Source organism: Neobacillus sp. SRL179 (genome assembly GCF_984799095.1).
In genome coordinates, this window is the sequence record NZ_OZ481792.1 from 35,001 (window position 1) to 52,610 (window position 17,610).

17 protein-coding genes and 2 rRNA genes (1 of these 19 cut by a window edge) are annotated in these 17,610 nt (G+C 40.7%); 18 read left to right on the top strand and 1 reads right to left on the bottom strand.

Annotation, left to right across the window (positions count from 1 at the left end; all coding sequences use genetic code 11):
• The 12 genes from AC4E8C_RS00170 to rsmI form a co-directional block, all read left to right on the top strand.
• Nucleotides 1-1,585, top strand: a 23S ribosomal RNA gene (locus AC4E8C_RS00170); it begins 1,353 nt to the left of the window's first position.
• Between the two features lie 78 nt (nucleotides 1,586-1,663).
• Nucleotides 1,664-1,780, top strand: a 5S ribosomal RNA gene (gene rrf, locus AC4E8C_RS00175).
• A gap of 207 nt (nucleotides 1,781-1,987) precedes the next feature.
• On the top strand, nucleotides 1,988-2,203 hold the full coding sequence (locus AC4E8C_RS00180; protein ID WP_490209349.1) for a sigma factor G inhibitor Gin: 216 nt from the start codon (nucleotides 1,988-1,990) through the stop codon (nucleotides 2,201-2,203).
• Between the two features lie 95 nt (nucleotides 2,204-2,298).
• Nucleotides 2,299-3,747, top strand: coding sequence for an aminotransferase class I/II-fold pyridoxal phosphate-dependent enzyme (locus AC4E8C_RS00185; protein ID WP_490209350.1), 1,449 nt, complete (start codon nucleotides 2,299-2,301; stop codon nucleotides 3,745-3,747).
• A 106-nt stretch (nucleotides 3,748-3,853) separates the two neighbouring features.
• Nucleotides 3,854-4,480 carry a dTMP kinase gene (gene tmk / locus AC4E8C_RS00190; protein ID WP_490209352.1) on the top strand — a complete coding sequence of 209 codons (627 nt, stop codon included), beginning with the start codon at nucleotides 3,854-3,856 and terminating at the stop codon, nucleotides 4,478-4,480.
• Between the two features lie 245 nt (nucleotides 4,481-4,725).
• Nucleotides 4,726-5,055: a cyclic di-AMP receptor DarA gene (darA, locus tag AC4E8C_RS00195; RefSeq protein WP_490209353.1), complete on the top strand. Its 330-nt coding sequence runs from the start codon at nucleotides 4,726-4,728 to the stop codon at nucleotides 5,053-5,055.
• 32 nt (nucleotides 5,056-5,087) lie between these two features.
• Nucleotides 5,088-6,095 (top strand): DNA polymerase III subunit delta', encoded by a 1,008-nt coding sequence (holB, locus tag AC4E8C_RS00200; RefSeq protein ID WP_490209354.1) that lies wholly within the window; start codon nucleotides 5,088-5,090, stop codon nucleotides 6,093-6,095.
• Nucleotides 6,088-6,915 (top strand): PSP1 domain-containing protein, encoded by an 828-nt coding sequence (locus AC4E8C_RS00205; RefSeq protein ID WP_490209355.1) that lies wholly within the window; start codon nucleotides 6,088-6,090, stop codon nucleotides 6,913-6,915. Before holB ends, AC4E8C_RS00205 begins: the two co-directional genes overlap by 8 nt.
• A 13-nt stretch (nucleotides 6,916-6,928) precedes the next feature.
• Entirely contained in the window at nucleotides 6,929-7,303 is a 375-nt protein-coding gene (gene yabA, locus AC4E8C_RS00210; protein WP_490212420.1) for a DNA replication initiation control protein YabA, read from the top strand.
• Nucleotides 7,304-7,364: 61 nt separating this feature from the next.
• Complete coding sequence (locus tag AC4E8C_RS00215; RefSeq protein ID WP_490209356.1) at nucleotides 7,365-8,105, top strand: tRNA1(Val) (adenine(37)-N6)-methyltransferase; 741 nt, start codon at nucleotides 7,365-7,367, stop codon at nucleotides 8,103-8,105.
• The gene (locus tag AC4E8C_RS00220; protein WP_490209358.1) at nucleotides 8,095-8,397 is read left to right on the top strand and encodes a GIY-YIG nuclease family protein; all 303 of its coding nucleotides are present in this window, start codon (nucleotides 8,095-8,097) and stop codon (nucleotides 8,395-8,397) included. Before AC4E8C_RS00215 ends, AC4E8C_RS00220 begins: the two co-directional genes overlap by 11 nt.
• Complete coding sequence (rsmI, locus tag AC4E8C_RS00225; protein WP_490212421.1) at nucleotides 8,360-9,238, top strand: 16S rRNA (cytidine(1402)-2'-O)-methyltransferase; 879 nt, start codon at nucleotides 8,360-8,362, stop codon at nucleotides 9,236-9,238. The genes AC4E8C_RS00220 and rsmI overlap by 38 nt, the downstream gene beginning before the upstream one ends.
• Before the next feature lie 31 nt (nucleotides 9,239-9,269).
• On the opposite strand, the gene abrB is transcribed toward rsmI, so the two are convergent.
• On the bottom strand, nucleotides 9,270-9,554 hold the full coding sequence (gene abrB / locus AC4E8C_RS00230; RefSeq protein WP_488327220.1) for a transition state genes transcriptional regulator AbrB: 285 nt from the start codon (nucleotides 9,552-9,554) through the stop codon (nucleotides 9,270-9,272).
• 460 nt (nucleotides 9,555-10,014) lie between these two features.
• On the opposite strand from abrB, the gene metG reads away from it, so the two are divergent.
• The 6 genes from metG to yabG all read left to right on the top strand — a co-directional run bounded on the left by metG (nucleotide 10,015) and on the right by yabG (nucleotide 17,435).
• On the top strand, nucleotides 10,015-11,970 hold the full coding sequence (metG, locus tag AC4E8C_RS00235) for a methionine--tRNA ligase (protein WP_490212422.1): 1,956 nt from the start codon (nucleotides 10,015-10,017) through the stop codon (nucleotides 11,968-11,970).
• A gap of 469 nt (nucleotides 11,971-12,439) precedes the next feature.
• Nucleotides 12,440-13,207, top strand: coding sequence for a TatD family hydrolase (locus AC4E8C_RS00240; RefSeq protein WP_490209360.1), 768 nt, complete (start codon nucleotides 12,440-12,442; stop codon nucleotides 13,205-13,207).
• 237 nt (nucleotides 13,208-13,444) lie between these two features.
• Nucleotides 13,445-14,626: a ubiquitin-like domain-containing protein gene (locus AC4E8C_RS00245; RefSeq protein WP_490209362.1), complete on the top strand. Its 1,182-nt coding sequence runs from the start codon at nucleotides 13,445-13,447 to the stop codon at nucleotides 14,624-14,626.
• 218 nt (nucleotides 14,627-14,844) lie between these two features.
• A complete protein-coding gene (rnmV, locus tag AC4E8C_RS00250) occupies nucleotides 14,845-15,405 on the top strand; it encodes a ribonuclease M5 (protein ID WP_490212423.1) in 561 nt (186 codons plus the stop codon).
• On the top strand, nucleotides 15,398-16,276 hold the full coding sequence (rsmA, locus tag AC4E8C_RS00255; protein WP_490209364.1) for a 16S rRNA (adenine(1518)-N(6)/adenine(1519)-N(6))-dimethyltransferase RsmA: 879 nt from the start codon (nucleotides 15,398-15,400) through the stop codon (nucleotides 16,274-16,276). Before rnmV ends, rsmA begins: the two co-directional genes overlap by 8 nt.
• A 274-nt stretch (nucleotides 16,277-16,550) precedes the next feature.
• Nucleotides 16,551-17,435 carry a sporulation peptidase YabG gene (yabG, locus tag AC4E8C_RS00260; protein WP_490209365.1) on the top strand — a complete coding sequence of 295 codons (885 nt, stop codon included), beginning with the start codon at nucleotides 16,551-16,553 and terminating at the stop codon, nucleotides 17,433-17,435.
• Nucleotides 17,436-17,610: the final 175 nt, after the last annotated feature.

Consider the following 17,610-nt stretch of genomic DNA (forward strand, 5'->3'; position numbering starts at 1 on the left):
AAGGTTTCCTGAGGAAGGCTCGTCCGCTCAGGGTTAGTCGGGACCTAAGCCGAGGCCGAAAGGCGTAGGCGATGGACAACAGGTTGATATTCCTGTACCACCTCTTTATCGTTTGAGTGATGGGGGGACGCAGGAGGATAGGGTAAGCGCGCTGTTGGATATGCGCGTCTAAGCAGTTAGGCTGGTGAATAGGAAAATCCGTTCACCGTGAAGGCTGAGCTGTGACAGCGAGGGAAATTTAGTACCGAAGTTCCTGATTCCACACTGCCAAGAAAAGCCTCTAGCGAGATAAAAGGTGCCCGTACCGCAAACCGACACAGGTAGGCGAGGAGAGAATCCTAAGGTGAGCGAGAGAACTCTCGTTAAGGAACTCGGCAAAATGACCCCGTAACTTCGGGAGAAGGGGTGCTCTTTGAGGTTCATAGCCTCGAAGAGCCGCAGTGAATAGGCCCAGGCGACTGTTTAGCAAAAACACAGGTCTCTGCGAAGCCGCAAGGCGAAGTATAGGGGCTGACGCCTGCCCGGTGCTGGAAGGTTAAGAGGAGGGGTTAGCGCAAGCGAAGCTCTGAATCGAAGCCCCAGTAAACGGCGGCCGTAACTATAACGGTCCTAAGGTAGCGAAATTCCTTGTCGGGTAAGTTCCGACCCGCACGAAAGGCGTAACGATCTGGGCACTGTCTCAACGAGAGACTCGGTGAAATTATAGTACCTGTGAAGATGCAGGTTACCCGCGACAGGACGGAAAGACCCCGTGGAGCTTTACTGTAGCCTGATATTGAATTTTGGTACAGCTTGTACAGGATAGGTAGGAGCCTGAGAAGCCGGAGCGCTAGCTTCGGTGGAGGCGTCGGTGGGATACTACCCTGGCTGTATTGAAATTCTAACCCGCACCCCTTATCGGGGTGGGAGACAGTGTCAGGTGGGCAGTTTGACTGGGGCGGTCGCCTCCTAAAGAGTAACGGAGGCGCCCAAAGGTTCCCTCAGAATGGTTGGAAATCATTCGTAGAGTGTAAAGGCACAAGGGAGCTTGACTGCGAGACCTACAAGTCGAGCAGGGACGAAAGTCGGGCTTAGTGATCCGGTGGTTCCGCATGGAAGGGCCATCGCTCAACGGATAAAAGCTACCCCGGGGATAACAGGCTTATCTCCCCCAAGAGTCCACATCGACGGGGAGGTTTGGCACCTCGATGTCGGCTCATCGCATCCTGGGGCTGTAGTCGGTCCCAAGGGTTGGGCTGTTCGCCCATTAAAGCGGTACGCGAGCTGGGTTCAGAACGTCGTGAGACAGTTCGGTCCCTATCCGTCGTGGGCGCAGGAAATTTGAGAGGAGCTGTCCTTAGTACGAGAGGACCGGGATGGACGCACCGCTGGTGTACCAGTTGTCTTGCCAAAGGCATCGCTGGGTAGCTATGTGCGGACGGGATAAGTGCTGAAAGCATCTAAGCATGAAGCCCCCCTCAAGATGAGATTTCCCATAGCGTCAAGCTAGTAAGAACCCTGAAAGATGATCAGGTTGATAGGTCAGAGGTGGAAGCGTGGCGACATGTGGAGCTGACTGATACTAATCGTTCGAGGACTTAACCATTTATATTAGGTGAACTTGAGTTTTTAAAACTTCTTCTGCATTATCTAGTTTTGAGGGAATGAACCTCTAATTAAATAGTCTGGTAATTAAGGCGAGAAGGTCACACCCGTTCCCATACCGAACACGGAAGTTAAGCTTCTCAGCGCCGATGGTAGTTGGGACACGCGTCCCTGTGAGAGTAGGACGTTGCCAGGCACACAAAAGACAACCTGTAATGGGTTGTCTTTTTACGTTCTATAAAAGAATTTAAGAAAAAAGTAAAAAAGTACGAAGTGTATTTAAAGAAAACACCTATAGACATACACCCAATGGCTATTTGTAACATAGTATAATACAGGATGCGTTGAACAAGACAATTCGAAAAATTGTATACAAATTAGTTTTTAAGGACAGAATGGGTGTATGGAGGTGGAGGGATTGAGTTCATTAGCACATAATCATTATGAGGAAACGTGCGTTATTTGTGAGAATCTTAAACCAAGAGGTATACATCTATACACTTCGTTTATATGTACCGATTGTGAAACGGATTTAATTCAAACAGATACAAATGATCCTAAATATAAATATTTTCTAAAACAGCTAAGAAAAATAACAACTCCAGAAATTTTTTCATAACAAGTCCTTAAAGGGCTTTATTTTTTTGGCGAAAATAGGAATAGCTATAAAATTTTTGTTAAAATAAATAAGACTCTTAGAAGGAAGATAGATAAATGAACTCACAATCAAGAATACCTATATTTGAAGCAATTCAAGCACATGTTAACAAGAACCCTGTTTCTTTTCATGTTCCAGGACATAAATATGGGCAGCTTGCACCCGCTGCAGCAAGTGAATACTTTGAACAACTATTAAAAATAGATGCAACAGAGCTAACGGGATTAGACGACTTACATGCACCAGAGGGAGCAATACTCGAAGCAGAAGAACTATTACAGGATTTATATCATTCGAAAAAAAGCTTTTTCCTTGTGAATGGGTCAACCGCAGGTAACCTTGCCATGATTATGGCAGCCTGTTCAGAAGGTGATATTGTCCTTGTCCAACGAAACTGTCATAAGTCTGTCTTAAATGCCTTAAGGTTAGCAAAGGCAATCCCGGTGTTTCTTGAACCTGAATGGAATCAAGAGTGGAAAATAACGGCCGGCGTTACTAGGAAGACAGTTGAACAGGCACTAGCGCTTTATCCTGATGCAAAAGCTATTGTAGTCACTTATCCTAATTATTATGGAATGATTTATGATTTACAAAGTATTATAACTCTGGCTCATGACCATCATCTGCCTGTATTAGTGGATGAAGCACATGGAGCGCATTTTATCGCTGGCGAATCATTCCCGGCCTCGTCTCTTGCGTTAGGTGCAGATATCGTTGTTCATTCAGCACACAAAACATTACCTGCGATGACAATGGGGTCCTTTTTGCATGTTAATAGTCATTTGGTAAACCATGAAAAGGTAAAAGACTACTTAGATATTTTTCAAACGAGCAGCCCTTCCTACCCCATCATGGCCTCGCTGGACCTAGCCAGAAATTACTTAGCTACATATGAACAAAGGGATTTGTCCTTTTTACAATATGAAGTCAAACGCTTTAAAAGCGCATTAGCTGTTATTCCTGGAATCAAAGTGTTAGACTATCCAAATGACCAAGGGGACATTTTAAAAATCACGATCCAGTCAAGATGCGGATTAAATGGTTTTGAACTCCAACAACAATTGGAGAAGTTGGGGATTTTTACGGAATTAGCTGATCCTTTTAATGTGTTATTCATTCTGCCGCTATTAAAAGCTTGTCAACTCTATCCATTGGAAGAGACCGCTGAGAAAATAAACAAAGCGCTCAGAGATCTGCCTGTATTTGAGCTCAAAGAAGAATATCACACTAGCGGTCTAAAGATTTCAGAGCTGGCTATTCCTTATCATGAAATGGCTGGCATAGCGGTGGGACAAGTGCAAATAGACCAAGCAGCCGGTGCTGTTTGTGCCGAGAATATTACCCCCTATCCTCCTGGGATCCCTTTATTTTTAAAAGGGGAAAGAATAACGGAGGAAAAACTAAATAGGTTGAATCAGCTTTTATCTTCAGGGGCAAGGTTTCAAGGTGGATCATTATTAAAAAGCAGGATGATTAAGACGTTTGTCTTACATAAGAATTTATAAGTTTTGACTTTGAGAATTGTTTAGCTCCAGGCCGTAGCCGCTGAACAGGACGCTTGCGCTTTTCTTATGACAACATAGACGTAACAATGATAGGAGAGTAGGATATATGAGTTACTTAATTACCCTTGAGGGTGTCGAGGGATCTGGAAAATCAACGATGATACGCTACCTAAAAGATTTCCTTGAAAGCAGAGGGAAGAGCGTAGTGGTGACAAGAGAACCCGGCGGTATTGATATTGCTGAACAGATACGTTCGGTTATTCTGGATAAGAATAATACCAAAATGGATGGCCGGACAGAGGCCCTCCTTTATGCTGCAGCGAGAAGACAGCATTTAGTAGAAAAAATTATTCCATCTCTAACTGAAGGTAAGATCGTATTATGTGATCGGTTTATTGATAGCAGTTTAGCCTATCAGGGCCATGCAAGAGGGTTAGGGATTGATGAAGTCCTCACCATTAATGAATTTGCAATTGGAACCTTTATGCCAAATCTAACTTTATACTTGGACCTAGATCCACAAACAGGTTTAAGCCGAATTAGGAAGAACGAAGAAAGAGAAGTAAATAGGCTAGACCTAGAAGAGATTCATTTTCATGTTCAAGTACGAGAGGGATATGAAGAAGTTTTAAAACGGTTTCCTAAAAGAATCATCAGAGTAAATGCCAATCAGGAAATTGAAAAGGTAGTCTCTGATTCGAATAAAGTATTAATGGAGAGGTTGAATTTATAAAACTTTTTATTACTATAAACGTATACCTATTCACGAAAGATTTTAAATGCCTTCTTTGGAGGGCTTTTTATTTTTATACTGGTAATAAGGGGGGCTAAAACTATCAAATACATAAAGCTTACATAGGGCTGGATTAAAATTAATTTGGTATTCAATCTATTACAAAGGAATGCTGGCGTGGAACCTGTTATAATATAAAGTAAGTGGAAACTATAGTTGTAATAAATAGAAGAGAGGGTGTTCATATGAAACTCATCATCGCCGTTGTTCAAGATCAGGATAGTAATCGTTTATCCAGGGCACTAGTAGATAACAATTTTAGAGCAACCAAATTAGCTAGTACCGGTGGATTTTTGAAGTCAGGGAACACTACTTTTATGATAGGTACTGAGGATATTCGGGTTGACCGAGCCCTTCAAATTATTAAAGACAACTGCAGGTCTAGAGACCAACTCGTGGCCCCAGTTTCACCAATGGGTGGAAATGCAGATTCATATGTTCCATATCCAGTAGAAGTCGAGGTAGGCGGGGCAACTGTATTCGTCTTACCAATTGAACATTTTGTGCATTTTTAACTATTTCTAATTTAGATAAGTGAGTGATTAGCTTGGGAAAAACATGGGACCAACTAGAAGAGCTGCAGCCAACCGTCTTGAAAATGATAAAGAACAGCTTGCTGAAAAATCGAGTTGCCCATGCATACCTTTTGGAGGGCATGAGAGGAACAGGAAAAAGGGAAATTGCTTTGTTACTCACAAAAGCCCTTTTTTGTAAGGCACCGATTGATGGCTATCAGCCCTGTGAAACCTGTAATAATTGTCAGCGGATTAATAGTGGAAATCATCCCGATGTACATTTAATTGAACCTGATGGTTTATCGATTAAAGTAGACCAAATTAGAGGTTTGCAAGCAGAGTTTGCCAAAAAAGGAGTAGAGTCCTTGAAAAAGGTGTACCTGATTGTACATGCGGATAAAATGAGTGTGAGTGCTTCCAATAGTTTGCTAAAGTTTTTGGAAGAACCAAATCCAGGAACGGTTGCATTTCTATTAACCGAACAACTCCAGCAAATGCTCCCAACCATCCTATCTAGATGCCAAATATTAGCATTTCAGCCATTAGCACCGCCGGTTATGGTCAAGCAGCTCGTTGAAAATGGCGTTGAACTAGTAAAAGCACCGCTATTAGCCCAGCTAACCAATAACATGGATGAAGCTCTCAAATTAAATGTCGATGAATGGTTTGCACAAGCCCAAAAAATAGTGGTAAAATTATATGAGGTGTTAAAAAAAAATCCGTTGGAGGCAATGGTCACACTCCAGGAAGGATGGTTTTTGCACTTTAAGGAAAAAGAGCAGATTCAACGTGGTTTAGATTTATTACTTCTTATTTTTAAGGATTTACTATATATACAATTAGATAAGCAGGAGCAAATTGTTTTTAAAGGAGAAACTGAACGGTTAAGACAATATGCACTGCAAACATCTGGACGGCGCTTAACGGATCAAATGTCAGCTATTCTTGATGCCAAAAGGAAGCTGCAGGCAAATATGAATCCTCAGCTAATGATGGAACAGCTTGTGTTAAAATTGCAGGAGGGATCTTCATTTGTATGATGTTGTAGGAGTACGCTTTAAAAAAGCGGGGAAAATCTATTATTTTGATCCAGGAGACCTCTCAATCGAAAAGGATGACTTTGTGATCGTGGAAACTGTCCGCGGCGTTGAATATGGAAAAGCAGTCATCGCACGTAAACAAGTTGAAGAGCACGATGTGGTCCTTCCATTAAAAAGGGTGGTTAGAATTGCTGACCCAAAGGATAAAATGATTGTAGAGGAAAACAAGCAGGCCGCCCTCGAGGCTTACGAGGTCTGTAATGAAAAAGTGAATGAGCATCAGCTTGATATGAAATTAGTTGATGTTGAATATACATTTGATCGAAACAAGGTCATCTTTTACTTTACAGCTGATGGAAGAGTAGATTTCCGTGAGCTGGTAAAAGACTTAGCAGCAATATTTCGGACCAGGATTGAATTACGTCAAATAGGTGTCCGTGATGAGGCCAAAATGCTCGGTGGGATCGGTCCATGTGGAAGAATGCTATGCTGTTCTACTTTTTTAGGTGATTTCGATCCGGTATCCATTAAAATGGCGAAGGACCAAAATCTATCACTAAATCCAACAAAGATATCTGGGTTATGCGGCAGACTTATGTGCTGTTTAAAATATGAAAATGATGAATATGAATCCGCTAAAGAAGCTCTGCCTGATTTAGGGGAGATGATTGATACACCACAAGGTAAAGGAAAAGTGGTAGGATTAAATATATTAGAGCGGGTACTTCAGGTTGAACTAAAGGAACAAGAACGGGTTCTGGAGTATACTTTGGATGAAATCATTAAAGAAGGTGCCTTTTCTATACAATCCACAGATTAATGAGGTGGAAGCCGTGGATAAGAAGGAAATATTTGAATCAGTTAGTAATATGGAAACACAAATTGGCCATCTTTACCAACAGCTGGGAGAATTAAAGCAGCACTTAGCTGAAATACTAGAAGAGAATCATTATTTAAAGCTTGAAAATGAGCATCTAAGGCGCCGTTTAGATGTAACCACCGAAGCAGAAAAGAAAGAATCGGAGAATAAAAAAGGCAGTCAGTCTGACGTGCTATCTCCCGGAGGCAAGCTTTTTGATGTTGGAGAAGGATATGATAACCTCGCCCGTCTTTATCAAGAAGGGTTTCATATTTGTAACCTTCACTTTGGAAGTTTGCGGAAGGATGGAGATTGTTTATTCTGTCTTTCATTTCTTAATAAGAAATAACCTAAAGAGGCTGACCATATCAGCCTCTATTTTCATACATATTTAGATAGGATGGATCCCTGTGGTGAACTTAAAAGACGATGAGCGGCTTGATTATTTATTAGCGGAAAATTTACGGATCATTCAAAGCCCATCTGTTTTTGCTTTTTCACTCGATGCCGTCTTGCTGGCCCGATTTGTTTATGTCCCTATTCAAAAGGGTAATTTACTTGATCTTTGCAGCGGAAATGGGGTTATTCCCTTATTTCTCAGTGCTCGAACAAAAGGCAATATAGCAGGTGTAGAAATACAAGAACGTTTAGCAGATATGGCAATAAGAAGTATTGACTATAATGGACTTTCAAACCGATTAACCATGATTCATGGTGATCTTAAAGACATGCCGAAACAACTTGGGTTCGGTACTTTTGATGTGGTTACCTGTAATCCTCCTTATTTTACAACCCCGTCAAAGGCTGAAGTCAATCCAAATGAGTATTTGGCAATTGCACGGCATGAGATTTACTGTACATTAGAAGATTGTTTAAAAGCCTCCAGTCAATTAGTTCGACAGGGCGGAAAGGTAGCCTTTGTTCACCGTCCAGGCAGGCTTATTGATATGATTACGTTAATGAGAAAATATAGGCTTGAGCCAAAAAGAATTCAATTTGTTTATCCTAAGCAAGGGCAGGAGGCCAATACGCTTTTAGTCGAGGCTATTAAGGATGGCAGCCCTGATTTGAAGATTTTGCCGCCCCTGGTGGTTTATAATGAAGCGGGTGAATACACACCTGAAATAAGAGGGATTTTATATGGAGAGTAGCAGCCCTCATTACTTTTACGTTCTTACCTGCAGCGATGGCAGTCTGTACGGCGGCTATACAAATAATCTTGATCGAAGAATTAAGATGCATAATGAAGGTAAAGGAGCCAAATATACACGAGGCAGAGGACCTGTCCAATTGACCTATTTTCAAGAGTTTGAGGATAAAAGTGATGCATTAAAGGCTGAGTATCAGTTTAAACAATTATCCAGGAAGAAAAAGCTGGAGTTTTTAATAAGGAACGGTGATGATGATGTGGCAGCAGAAAAGCTTCGAGAACGAGGCGAATAAAGGAATTCTTTATCTAGTTCCTACACCGATTGGAAACTTGGAGGATATGAGTTTTCGTGCTATCAGAATTTTAAAGGAAGCAGACCTAATTGCTGCTGAAGATACAAGAAATACACGAAAGTTATGTAATTACTTTGAAATAGAGACGCCAGTAGTTAGTTATCATGAGCACAATAAAGAATCGAGCGGAGAGAAGCTGATCCAAAAAATCCTGCAGGGATTAAAAGTAGCTCTCGTTAGTGATGCTGGAATGCCTGCCATTTCGGACCCAGGATATGAATTGGTTACAGCTGCTATTAGTGAACATGTGACAGTAGTACCCTTACCGGGAGCTAATGCAGCACTTACATCCCTGATTGCTTCGGGGATTTCCTGCCAGCCCTTTTATTTTTACGGATTTTTAAATCGGAACAAGAAAGATAAGCGGATCGAATTAGAAAGCCTGAAGAAGCAAATAGCCACATTAATCTTTTATGAATCACCACATCGCCTAAAAGAAACACTAGCGATCATGCTCGATGTTCTTGGAAATAGGAATATTGCCATTTGCAGGGAGTTAACGAAGAAATACGAAGAGTTTATTCGTGGAACGCTCGAAGAGGTCATAGCTTGGTCGGAAAAGGATGAAATCCGTGGTGAATTTTGTATCATTGTGGAGGGAACCGATCTACAACCGGAAGAAGAAACAAGCTGGTGGGAACCTTTATCGCTTGAAGAACACGTAAATCATTACATAGCCACAGGCAGTATGTCTTCCAAAGAAGCGATTAAACAAACTGCAAAGGATCGTGGATTAAGCAAACGAGAAGTTTATCAGGCTTATCATATAACTGAAGAATAAAAAAAATCCAGCCATTTTAGGCTGGATTTTTTTATTTTGCTAATTGAAAGTTTTTTTGAATTTCTTCTATTAATAATTCCGCACCTTCACGGCTTAAAATTAATTTTCCACCAGCAAGTGTCATGTTATCATCAGACACTTCACCAGTTACTTGGCAAGTCATATTTGGCTTGTATTTTTTCAAGATAATGCGCTCGTCATCCACATAAATTTCAAGTGCATCCTTTTCAGCAATTCCAAGTGTACGTCTTAATTCAATCGGAATCACGACACGACCTAATTCATCAACTTTACGAACAATACCTGTAGATTTCATTTAAAAAACTCCTCTCGTATATACCCTATCTGTATCTATTTATTCGCCATAATTCGACAAATTTCTTATGAATTAATAATACCAGTAGTTCCCATATCCGTCAATTATTTTATGTTAAAAATAAAGTGATAATTTTTTCCAATTGAATATGTCTTATTTATCAAGGTGTTACTAGAGTTCTCTATCCTAATATAGGTTTATAATACTATTGTAATGAAAATATTTTATTATGAACCTATGTGTTATTATTCGACAAAGTTCTACAAAATCCCTCTCGTTCATATGGTTCGTAGGTCTATATACCTTTATGGGTGTATAAGGAAGAAATTTTAAAAAAATGGAAGTCTATAATGAGGCTTTCTTGCACAAATGTTTATTTTTCGGTATATTTTGATGATAGAAGCCGAAAAAAGAGGCAATAATGGATTAATAGGATTTGTGATTTTTTAGGAGGAAAATGATGGTGGAAAAATTAAAAACATTTTATCTAACGACACCGATTTACTATCCAAGTGGAAATTTACATATTGGCCATGCATACACCACGGTGGCTGGTGATGCGATGGCCCGTTATAAACGGATGCGCGGGTTTGATGTTATGTACTTAACAGGTACTGATGAGCACGGACAAAAAATTCAACGAAAAGCAGAAGAGACAGGAATTACACCGCAGCAGTATGTGGATGGGATTGTTAGCGGAATCAAAGAACTATGGGATAAACTTGATATTTCTTATGATGATTTTATCCGTACAACGGAAGATCGGCATAAACAAGTTGTCGAAAAAATCTTTGCCAGACTCCTAGAACAGGGAGATATATACCTTGATCAATACGAAGGCTGGTATTGTACTCCTTGTGAGTCATTTTTTACGGACCGCCAATTAGTTGACGGAAAATGCCCTGATTGCGGCCGCCCTGTTGAAAAGGTAAAAGAAGAATCATACTTTTTTAGAATGAGTAACTATGTTGACAGACTTCTTAAGTATTATGAGGAAAACCCTGGATTCATTCAACCGGAATCACGGAAGAATGAAATGATTAATAACTTTATCAAACCAGGTTTGGAAGATTTAGCTGTTTCTAGAACAACGTTTGATTGGGGCATTAAGGTTCCAGGAGATCCTAAACATGTGATTTATGTTTGGATTGATGCCTTATCTAACTATATTACTGCATTAGGTTATAGTACGGAGAATGATGAGAAGTATCAGAAATATTGGCCTGCTGATGTTCATCTAGTTGGAAAAGAAATTGTCCGCTTCCACACCATTTATTGGCCTATCATGTTAATGGCTTTGGATTTGCCGCTTCCTAAAAAGGTATTTGCCCATGGCTGGCTTTTGATGAAGGATGGAAAAATGTCCAAATCTAAAGGCAATGTCGTCGACCCGGTTACCTTGATTGATCGGTATGGTCTAGATGCGCTTCGCTATTATTTATTAAGAGAGGTTCCATTTGGCGCTGATGGTGTCTTTACACCAGAAGGATTTGTCGAAAGAATTAACTTTGACTTAGCAAATGACCTTGGTAATCTGTTAAACCGCACCGTTGCCATGATAGAAAAATATTTTGCTGGAGTTATTCCGGATTATACTGGTTCTGTAAGTGAATATGATGACTCGTTGCTGCAGGTTAATCGTGAAACAGTAGAAAAATACGAGGAAGCAATGGAGAAAATGGAGTTCTCCGTAGCATTAACATCCATTTGGCAGTTAGTGAGCCGAACTAATAAATATATTGATGAAACACAGCCGTGGACATTGGCAAAGGATGAGAACCGGAAAGGGGAACTTGCCAGTGTGATGGTCCACTTGGCGGAGTCATTACGGCGTACGGCAATCCTGTTACAACCGTTTTTAACTCGTACACCGCAAGGGATGTTTAAACAGTTAGGCATACATGATGACGGGTTGAAAGCATGGGAGAGTCTCGAAAAATTTGGCCAGATTCCAAGTGGAACAAAGGTTGAGAAGGATACCCCACTATTCCCTCGACTTGAGATTGCTGACGAAGTGGAATTCATCAAAACAAAAATGCAAGGTTCCACACCGGTTGTGGAAGAAAAGAAGGAAGAAAAGCCAGAGGAGCTTCCTGAAATCTCCATTGATGATTTTATGAAGATTGATCTGCGTGTAGCGGAAGTGACGCAAGCCGAACCAATCAAAAAGGCAGATAAACTTCTTAAGCTGCAGCTTGACCTTGGCTATGAACAGCGTCAAGTTGTTTCAGGGATTGCCCAATATTATAAACCAGAAGAATTGGTCGGCCGCAAGGTAATTTGTATCACAAATTTAAAGCCGGTTAAATTACGTGGAGAGCTATCACAAGGAATGATTTTAGCTGGATCTAAGGATGGCCAGCTGTCTTTAGCAACCGTGGATCAAACTTTGCCAAACGGTTCAAAGGTGAAATAAAGATAAAAGAAAAGGCGCCTGAATTAAGGCGTTTTTTCTTTAGGACCAGGGCGCTTCCGCTTTGAAATATGTCTAGCTCCAGCGCCCTAGCGGCTAGTGTCCTTCGCTCTCCGCCCTACGATAAGTAAACATCGGATCGCTAACGCTCTCCGTGTTTCCTTTATCGTGTTTAACGGGCAGTAGATTCTCAACTGCCCGTAAGAACCCGATCGGTTCAACTAACAATCAGCGAGAAAAACGTTCGCTGATTGAAGTTTTACCTTATCTCAGTCGAAGCGCTCCAGTCCATACGCCGCTAAACAGGCGCTTCAGCTTTTCAATGTTTCACGTGTAACAATTTTCGGGATATTTCTACTTTTTATGCCATTCATCATGGATTTTAGCAAAAAAGGGTAGTTTACCTTTTAAGAGTGAAAATGATAGATATTCATGCTAGAACGTTTGAAAAAAATGTAAAAGGAGCTTTATTATGCTATTTGATACACATGCACATTTAAATGACGAACAATTTAATGAAGACTTAGAGGACGTAATTGCAAGGGCGCAATCTGAGGGAGTTGCCAATATGGTCATTGTTGGCTTTGATCGCCCAACCATTCAGCGGGCCATGGAGTTAACCGAAAAATATGAGTTTATGTATGCTTGTGTTGGCTGGCATCCTGTTGATGCAATTGATATGACGGATGAAGATTTAAAGTGGATAGAGGAGTTGGCTGCCCACCCAAAGGTTGTCGCAATTGGGGAAATGGGTTTGGATTATCATTGGGACAAGTCACCAAAAGATATTCAAAAGGAAGTTTTTCGCAAACAAATTCGTCTGGCCAAAAGAGTAAAGCTTCCCATTGTCATTCATAATCGTGAGGCAACAGCCGATATTGTGGAAATTCTAAAGGAAGAACAAGCAGAGGAAGTAGGGGGGATTATGCACTGCTTCAGCGGCAGCCCGGAGGTGGCCAAAGAATGTGTGAAAATGAATTTTTATATTTCTCTTGGCGGTCCAGTAACCTTCAAAAATGCAAAAAAGCCAAAAGAGGTTGCAGCCGAAATACCTTTAGACAAGTTGTTAATTGAAACAGATTGTCCGTATTTGGCCCCCCATCCATTCCGTGGAAAAAGAAACGAGCCAAGTTATGTAAAGCTGGTTGCTAAAGAAATTGCCGAATTAAAAGGATTGACCTTTGAAGAAGTAGCGGAAGCAACGACACGAAATGCTAAAAAATGTTTCGCCATAAAATGATAAGAGAATTTGTCGAAAGGTCTAGAAGCTTGTCCTAATTTTTTCTGATAACAAAAAGTTCTACATGTCTCCTTTTCAACATAGGATAACCGTGTCGATAAGTTTTTCTTTGCAAAATTTCCAATAATGTGCATAATTAGAAATACATTTGCAGGAAATGTAAGGATTGACAGCCGACAGCAAGGTATTCTATATTCTCTCCGAGAAAAGGAGGCGTTTTTCATCGTATTCAAAAACATGAAAAACCTGTTTTCCGAGTCTTTGAGTGGGAGGAATTTGATCATTGCTTTTGCTAGTTTCCTAGTTTTGCTGACAGCTCTTGGGATTCTCTTTTTTGAGGGTTCAAAGCACACTGTAGCAATAACGCTTAATGGCAAGCCTGAGATCGTCAAAACACATGCAGATACCATCAAAGAATTACTAGATGAACTGGATGTGCCCCTTCGCTCACAAGACTACCTGTATCCAAAGGCAAATAAAAAGGTAAATGAAAACCTTAATGTCGTTTGGAAGCAGGCGAACATGGTTCACATTGTCAAAGACAACGAGAAGAAAACGATCTGGACTACAGCCAGTACGGTGGCTGAATTTCTAAAAGAACAGAACATTGTTTTAAAAGAACAAGACCAAATTTCACCTAAACCACAGGCGGCAATAAGAGATAAGATGAATATTAAGCTAAATATTGCTTATCATCTTACATTTTTGGATGGCGGGAAGGAAAAACAAGTTTGGACCACTTCGGCTACGGTCGCTGACTTTTTAACACAACAGGGCATCAAACTAAATGAATTAGACCGAGTTGAACCGTCATTAACAGAAACCATAGCAGAGAATGGTGTTGTTAACGTCATTCGCGTAGAAAAAGTCACCGATGTAGTGGAAGAACCCGTACAGTTTGCCGTGGTAACAAAAAAAGATGATAGTTTGGAAAAAGGGCAAGAAAAAGTCATTTCTCCTGGTAAACATGGGCGTGTAGCTAAACAATACGAAGTCGTATTAGAAAATGGCAAGGAAGTATCCAGGAAGTTAATGACTGAGCAGAACATACTTACGAAAAAGGATAAAGTTGTGGCTGTCGGAACGAAGGATTTAGCCCTGCAAGTTTCACGTGGTGCAGAGGAAACAGGAAAAGAGTTTTACGTAACGGCTACTGCCTACACTGCTTATTGTAATGGTTGTTCAGGAAGAACAGCAACCGGTCTGAATCTCCGTGCAAATCCAAACATGAAGGTGATTGCGGTCGATCCGAGAGTCATTCCGCTTGGCACCAAAGTGTACGTGGAAGGTTACGGATACGCTGTGGCAGCTGATACAGGTGGAGCCATTAAAGGGAACATTATTGATTTATTAATGCCTTCCAAGGCAGAAGCCTACCGCTGGGGACGTAAGAAGGTTAAAATAAAGATTTTGCAATAATGTTCGCAAATGCAGGGGATGATTCCTCTGCATTTTGCTTTTTTGTTGATTTTCTTTATACTTACTACGATACATACAATTTTTTTGGGGCAATTAGAGCACCTTTTCTTACTTTTATTGTATGAGTGGGTTTACTAATATAGACGATGGACATTACAAAAATGTTTCAAGTTTTTTTCAATTTCATGGATTATATTACGGAGGATATGGCTGATAACATGAAGATTAAAGAAATTATTGTGGTTGAGGGAAAAGATGACACAACAGCCATTAAGCGGGCAGTTGATGCCGACACGATTGAAACAAATGGATCTGCAGTCAATCAAATGACGATTGAAAAAGTCAAGCGTGCTCATGAAACACGGGGTGTCATTATTTTTACAGACCCGGATTTTCCTGGTGAAAAGATTAGAAAGACCATTGCAGCGGAGGTACCAGGCTGCAAACACGCTTTTCTGACTAAGGAAGCTGCTATCGCCAGAAATGGTAAAGGGCTTGGTGTAGAGCATGCCAGCCCAGAGGCTATCAGAGAGGCACTAAAAGATGCGCAAACCATGTCCGAGGTAATCTTAGAAGAAATCACCCAAGAGGACTTGCTGATGGCTGGTCTCATTGGGGGTACGGGTGCTAAAGAACGCAGGATGTACCTCGGTAAATTATTAAAAATCGGTTATACAAATGGAAAACAACTGCATAAACGCTTAATGATGTTTCAAATCAGCAAAGAAGAATTTGCAAAAGCGTTAAGTGTTGTACGTCAGGAGGAACAACATGGATAAAGATATTGCCACCCCTGTAAGAACGAGGGCTATTCTAGAAAAATATGGTTTTTCTTTTAAGAAAAGCCTCGGTCAAAACTTTTTAATTGATACAAATATATTAAAAAAAATCGTTAGCTTTGCCAATTTGACTGAAAGTTCAGGGGCGATTGAAATTGGCCCGGGAATTGGCGCTCTTACCGAGCAGCTGGCTCGAACGAGTAAAAAAGTGGTTGCCTTTGAAATTGACCAAAGATTATTACCCATTTTGAATGAAACATTGTCGCCCTATGAAAATGTGAGGGTCATCCATAAGGATGTATTAGAGGCAGACGTTCAGCAGGTGATGGACGAAGAATTTGAAGATTTGAATGATATTATGGTCGTAGCCAATCTACCTTATTACGTAACCACCCCAATCATTATGAAACTGCTTGAGGAGAAATTGCCCATCCGCGGGATTGTTTGTATGTTACAAAAAGAAGTAGCCGATCGTATTTCAGCCAAGCCCGGTACGAAGGATTATGGGTCACTTTCAATTGCTGTTCAATACTATACCGAAGCAGAAACTGTTATGATTGTTCCTAAAACCGTTTTTGTGCCGCAGCCTAATGTCGACTCTGCGGTGATTAGATTGACAAAACGGGACCGACCTGCTGTTTCAGTAAGGGATGAAGGCTTCTTTTTTCAGGTGACAAAATCGTGCTTTGCACAACGAAGAAAAACAATCTTAAATAACCTAACCAGTCAGCTTCCGGACGGGAAACAAAAGAAGGAGTCCATTCTCACCGCCCTATCGAATAGTGGGGTTGACCCTGCCCGCAGGGGAGAAACACTATCTTTGGAGGAATTTGGCCGCTTAAGTGATGAACTATATCCTCATTTCCGTTAGAACTTTTGCTGTCCTCCTTTTTGTTTGGTTCATGAGGACAAGAAGGAAAGAAAAGACCCTCGTCAGTCCGCATGAGAGGTTCATGAGGACAAAAAGCGAAAAACAAGAGCCCAATCTGTCCTCATGGTCTATCCATGAGGGCTCTTTATCGTTTCTTAAATATACTTCTATCGACCCATATTTAATAAATTTTTCACAAGGACAAATTCACCCGCATAGCCTATGAGAGAACTCATACTTAAAGGCCGTGGCTGGTCTTATTGGAGTGACAGCAGTGGAAATAAATATAAATAATATTGTTGGGAGAAAATCATATAACTGTGATCTGCTATTTCGCGTAATCGATATACGCACGATCAATCATCAAAAAGTAGCGATTCTATATGGTGAAGATTTACGACTAATCGCTGATGCCCCATACACGGATTTGATTGTCATCAATCAAGACCAACGAATGAAGCTTCGCCAAGAGTATCGGACGCTTGAGGAACAGTCGTTAAGGCTATTTTCACAGGATGTGGATTTGATAAAACACCGTCAGGAGTATGAGGCAACAGGTGGATATATAAAACCGAATAACTATTTTCAAATGCCCGGCAAGGTGCTCCATCTGGATGGCGATCCTATCTATTTAAAAAAATGCATGAGTTTATATGAAAAAATCGGTATTCCTGTGCTAGGTATCCATTGCAATGAGAAAGAAATGGCAAATAGAATTGGTGAATTAATTGATATGTACCGTCCTGATATCCTTGTTGTAACAGGCCATGATGCCTATTCAAAGGCAAAAGGGAAGATAACGGACATTAATGCCTATCGTCATTCAAAACACTTTGTCCAAACGGTCAGAGAGGCCCGCAAGAAGATTCCTCATCTAGATCAGCTGGTGATTTTTGCAGGAGCCTGTCAATCCCATTTTGAATCACTCATTCACGCCGGTGCAAATTTCGCAAGTTCTCCATCTAGAATTAACATACATGCTCTTGATCCTGTGTATATTGTGGCTAAAATAAGCTTTACCCCTTTTATGGAGCGAATCAATGTCTGGGATGTCATCCGAAATACATTAACCGGTGATAAGGGTCTTGGAGGGATTGAAACAAGAGGGGTCCTGCGTACAGGCATGCCATATCGGCCCATCCAGGAGGATGAAGAATAAACCTATTAGAATTGTGGAGCCATTGGACATTTTCCATCAAAAAGCTCCCTTTTTCTCTAATGGGTCTATTTTTTTACACAGTATACATAATACACAGCCATCAGGTAACCATAATAAATGTTGAAAAATAGTGGAAAAAGTAGAATAAAAAATATTGACAATCATTTTGTCGGAC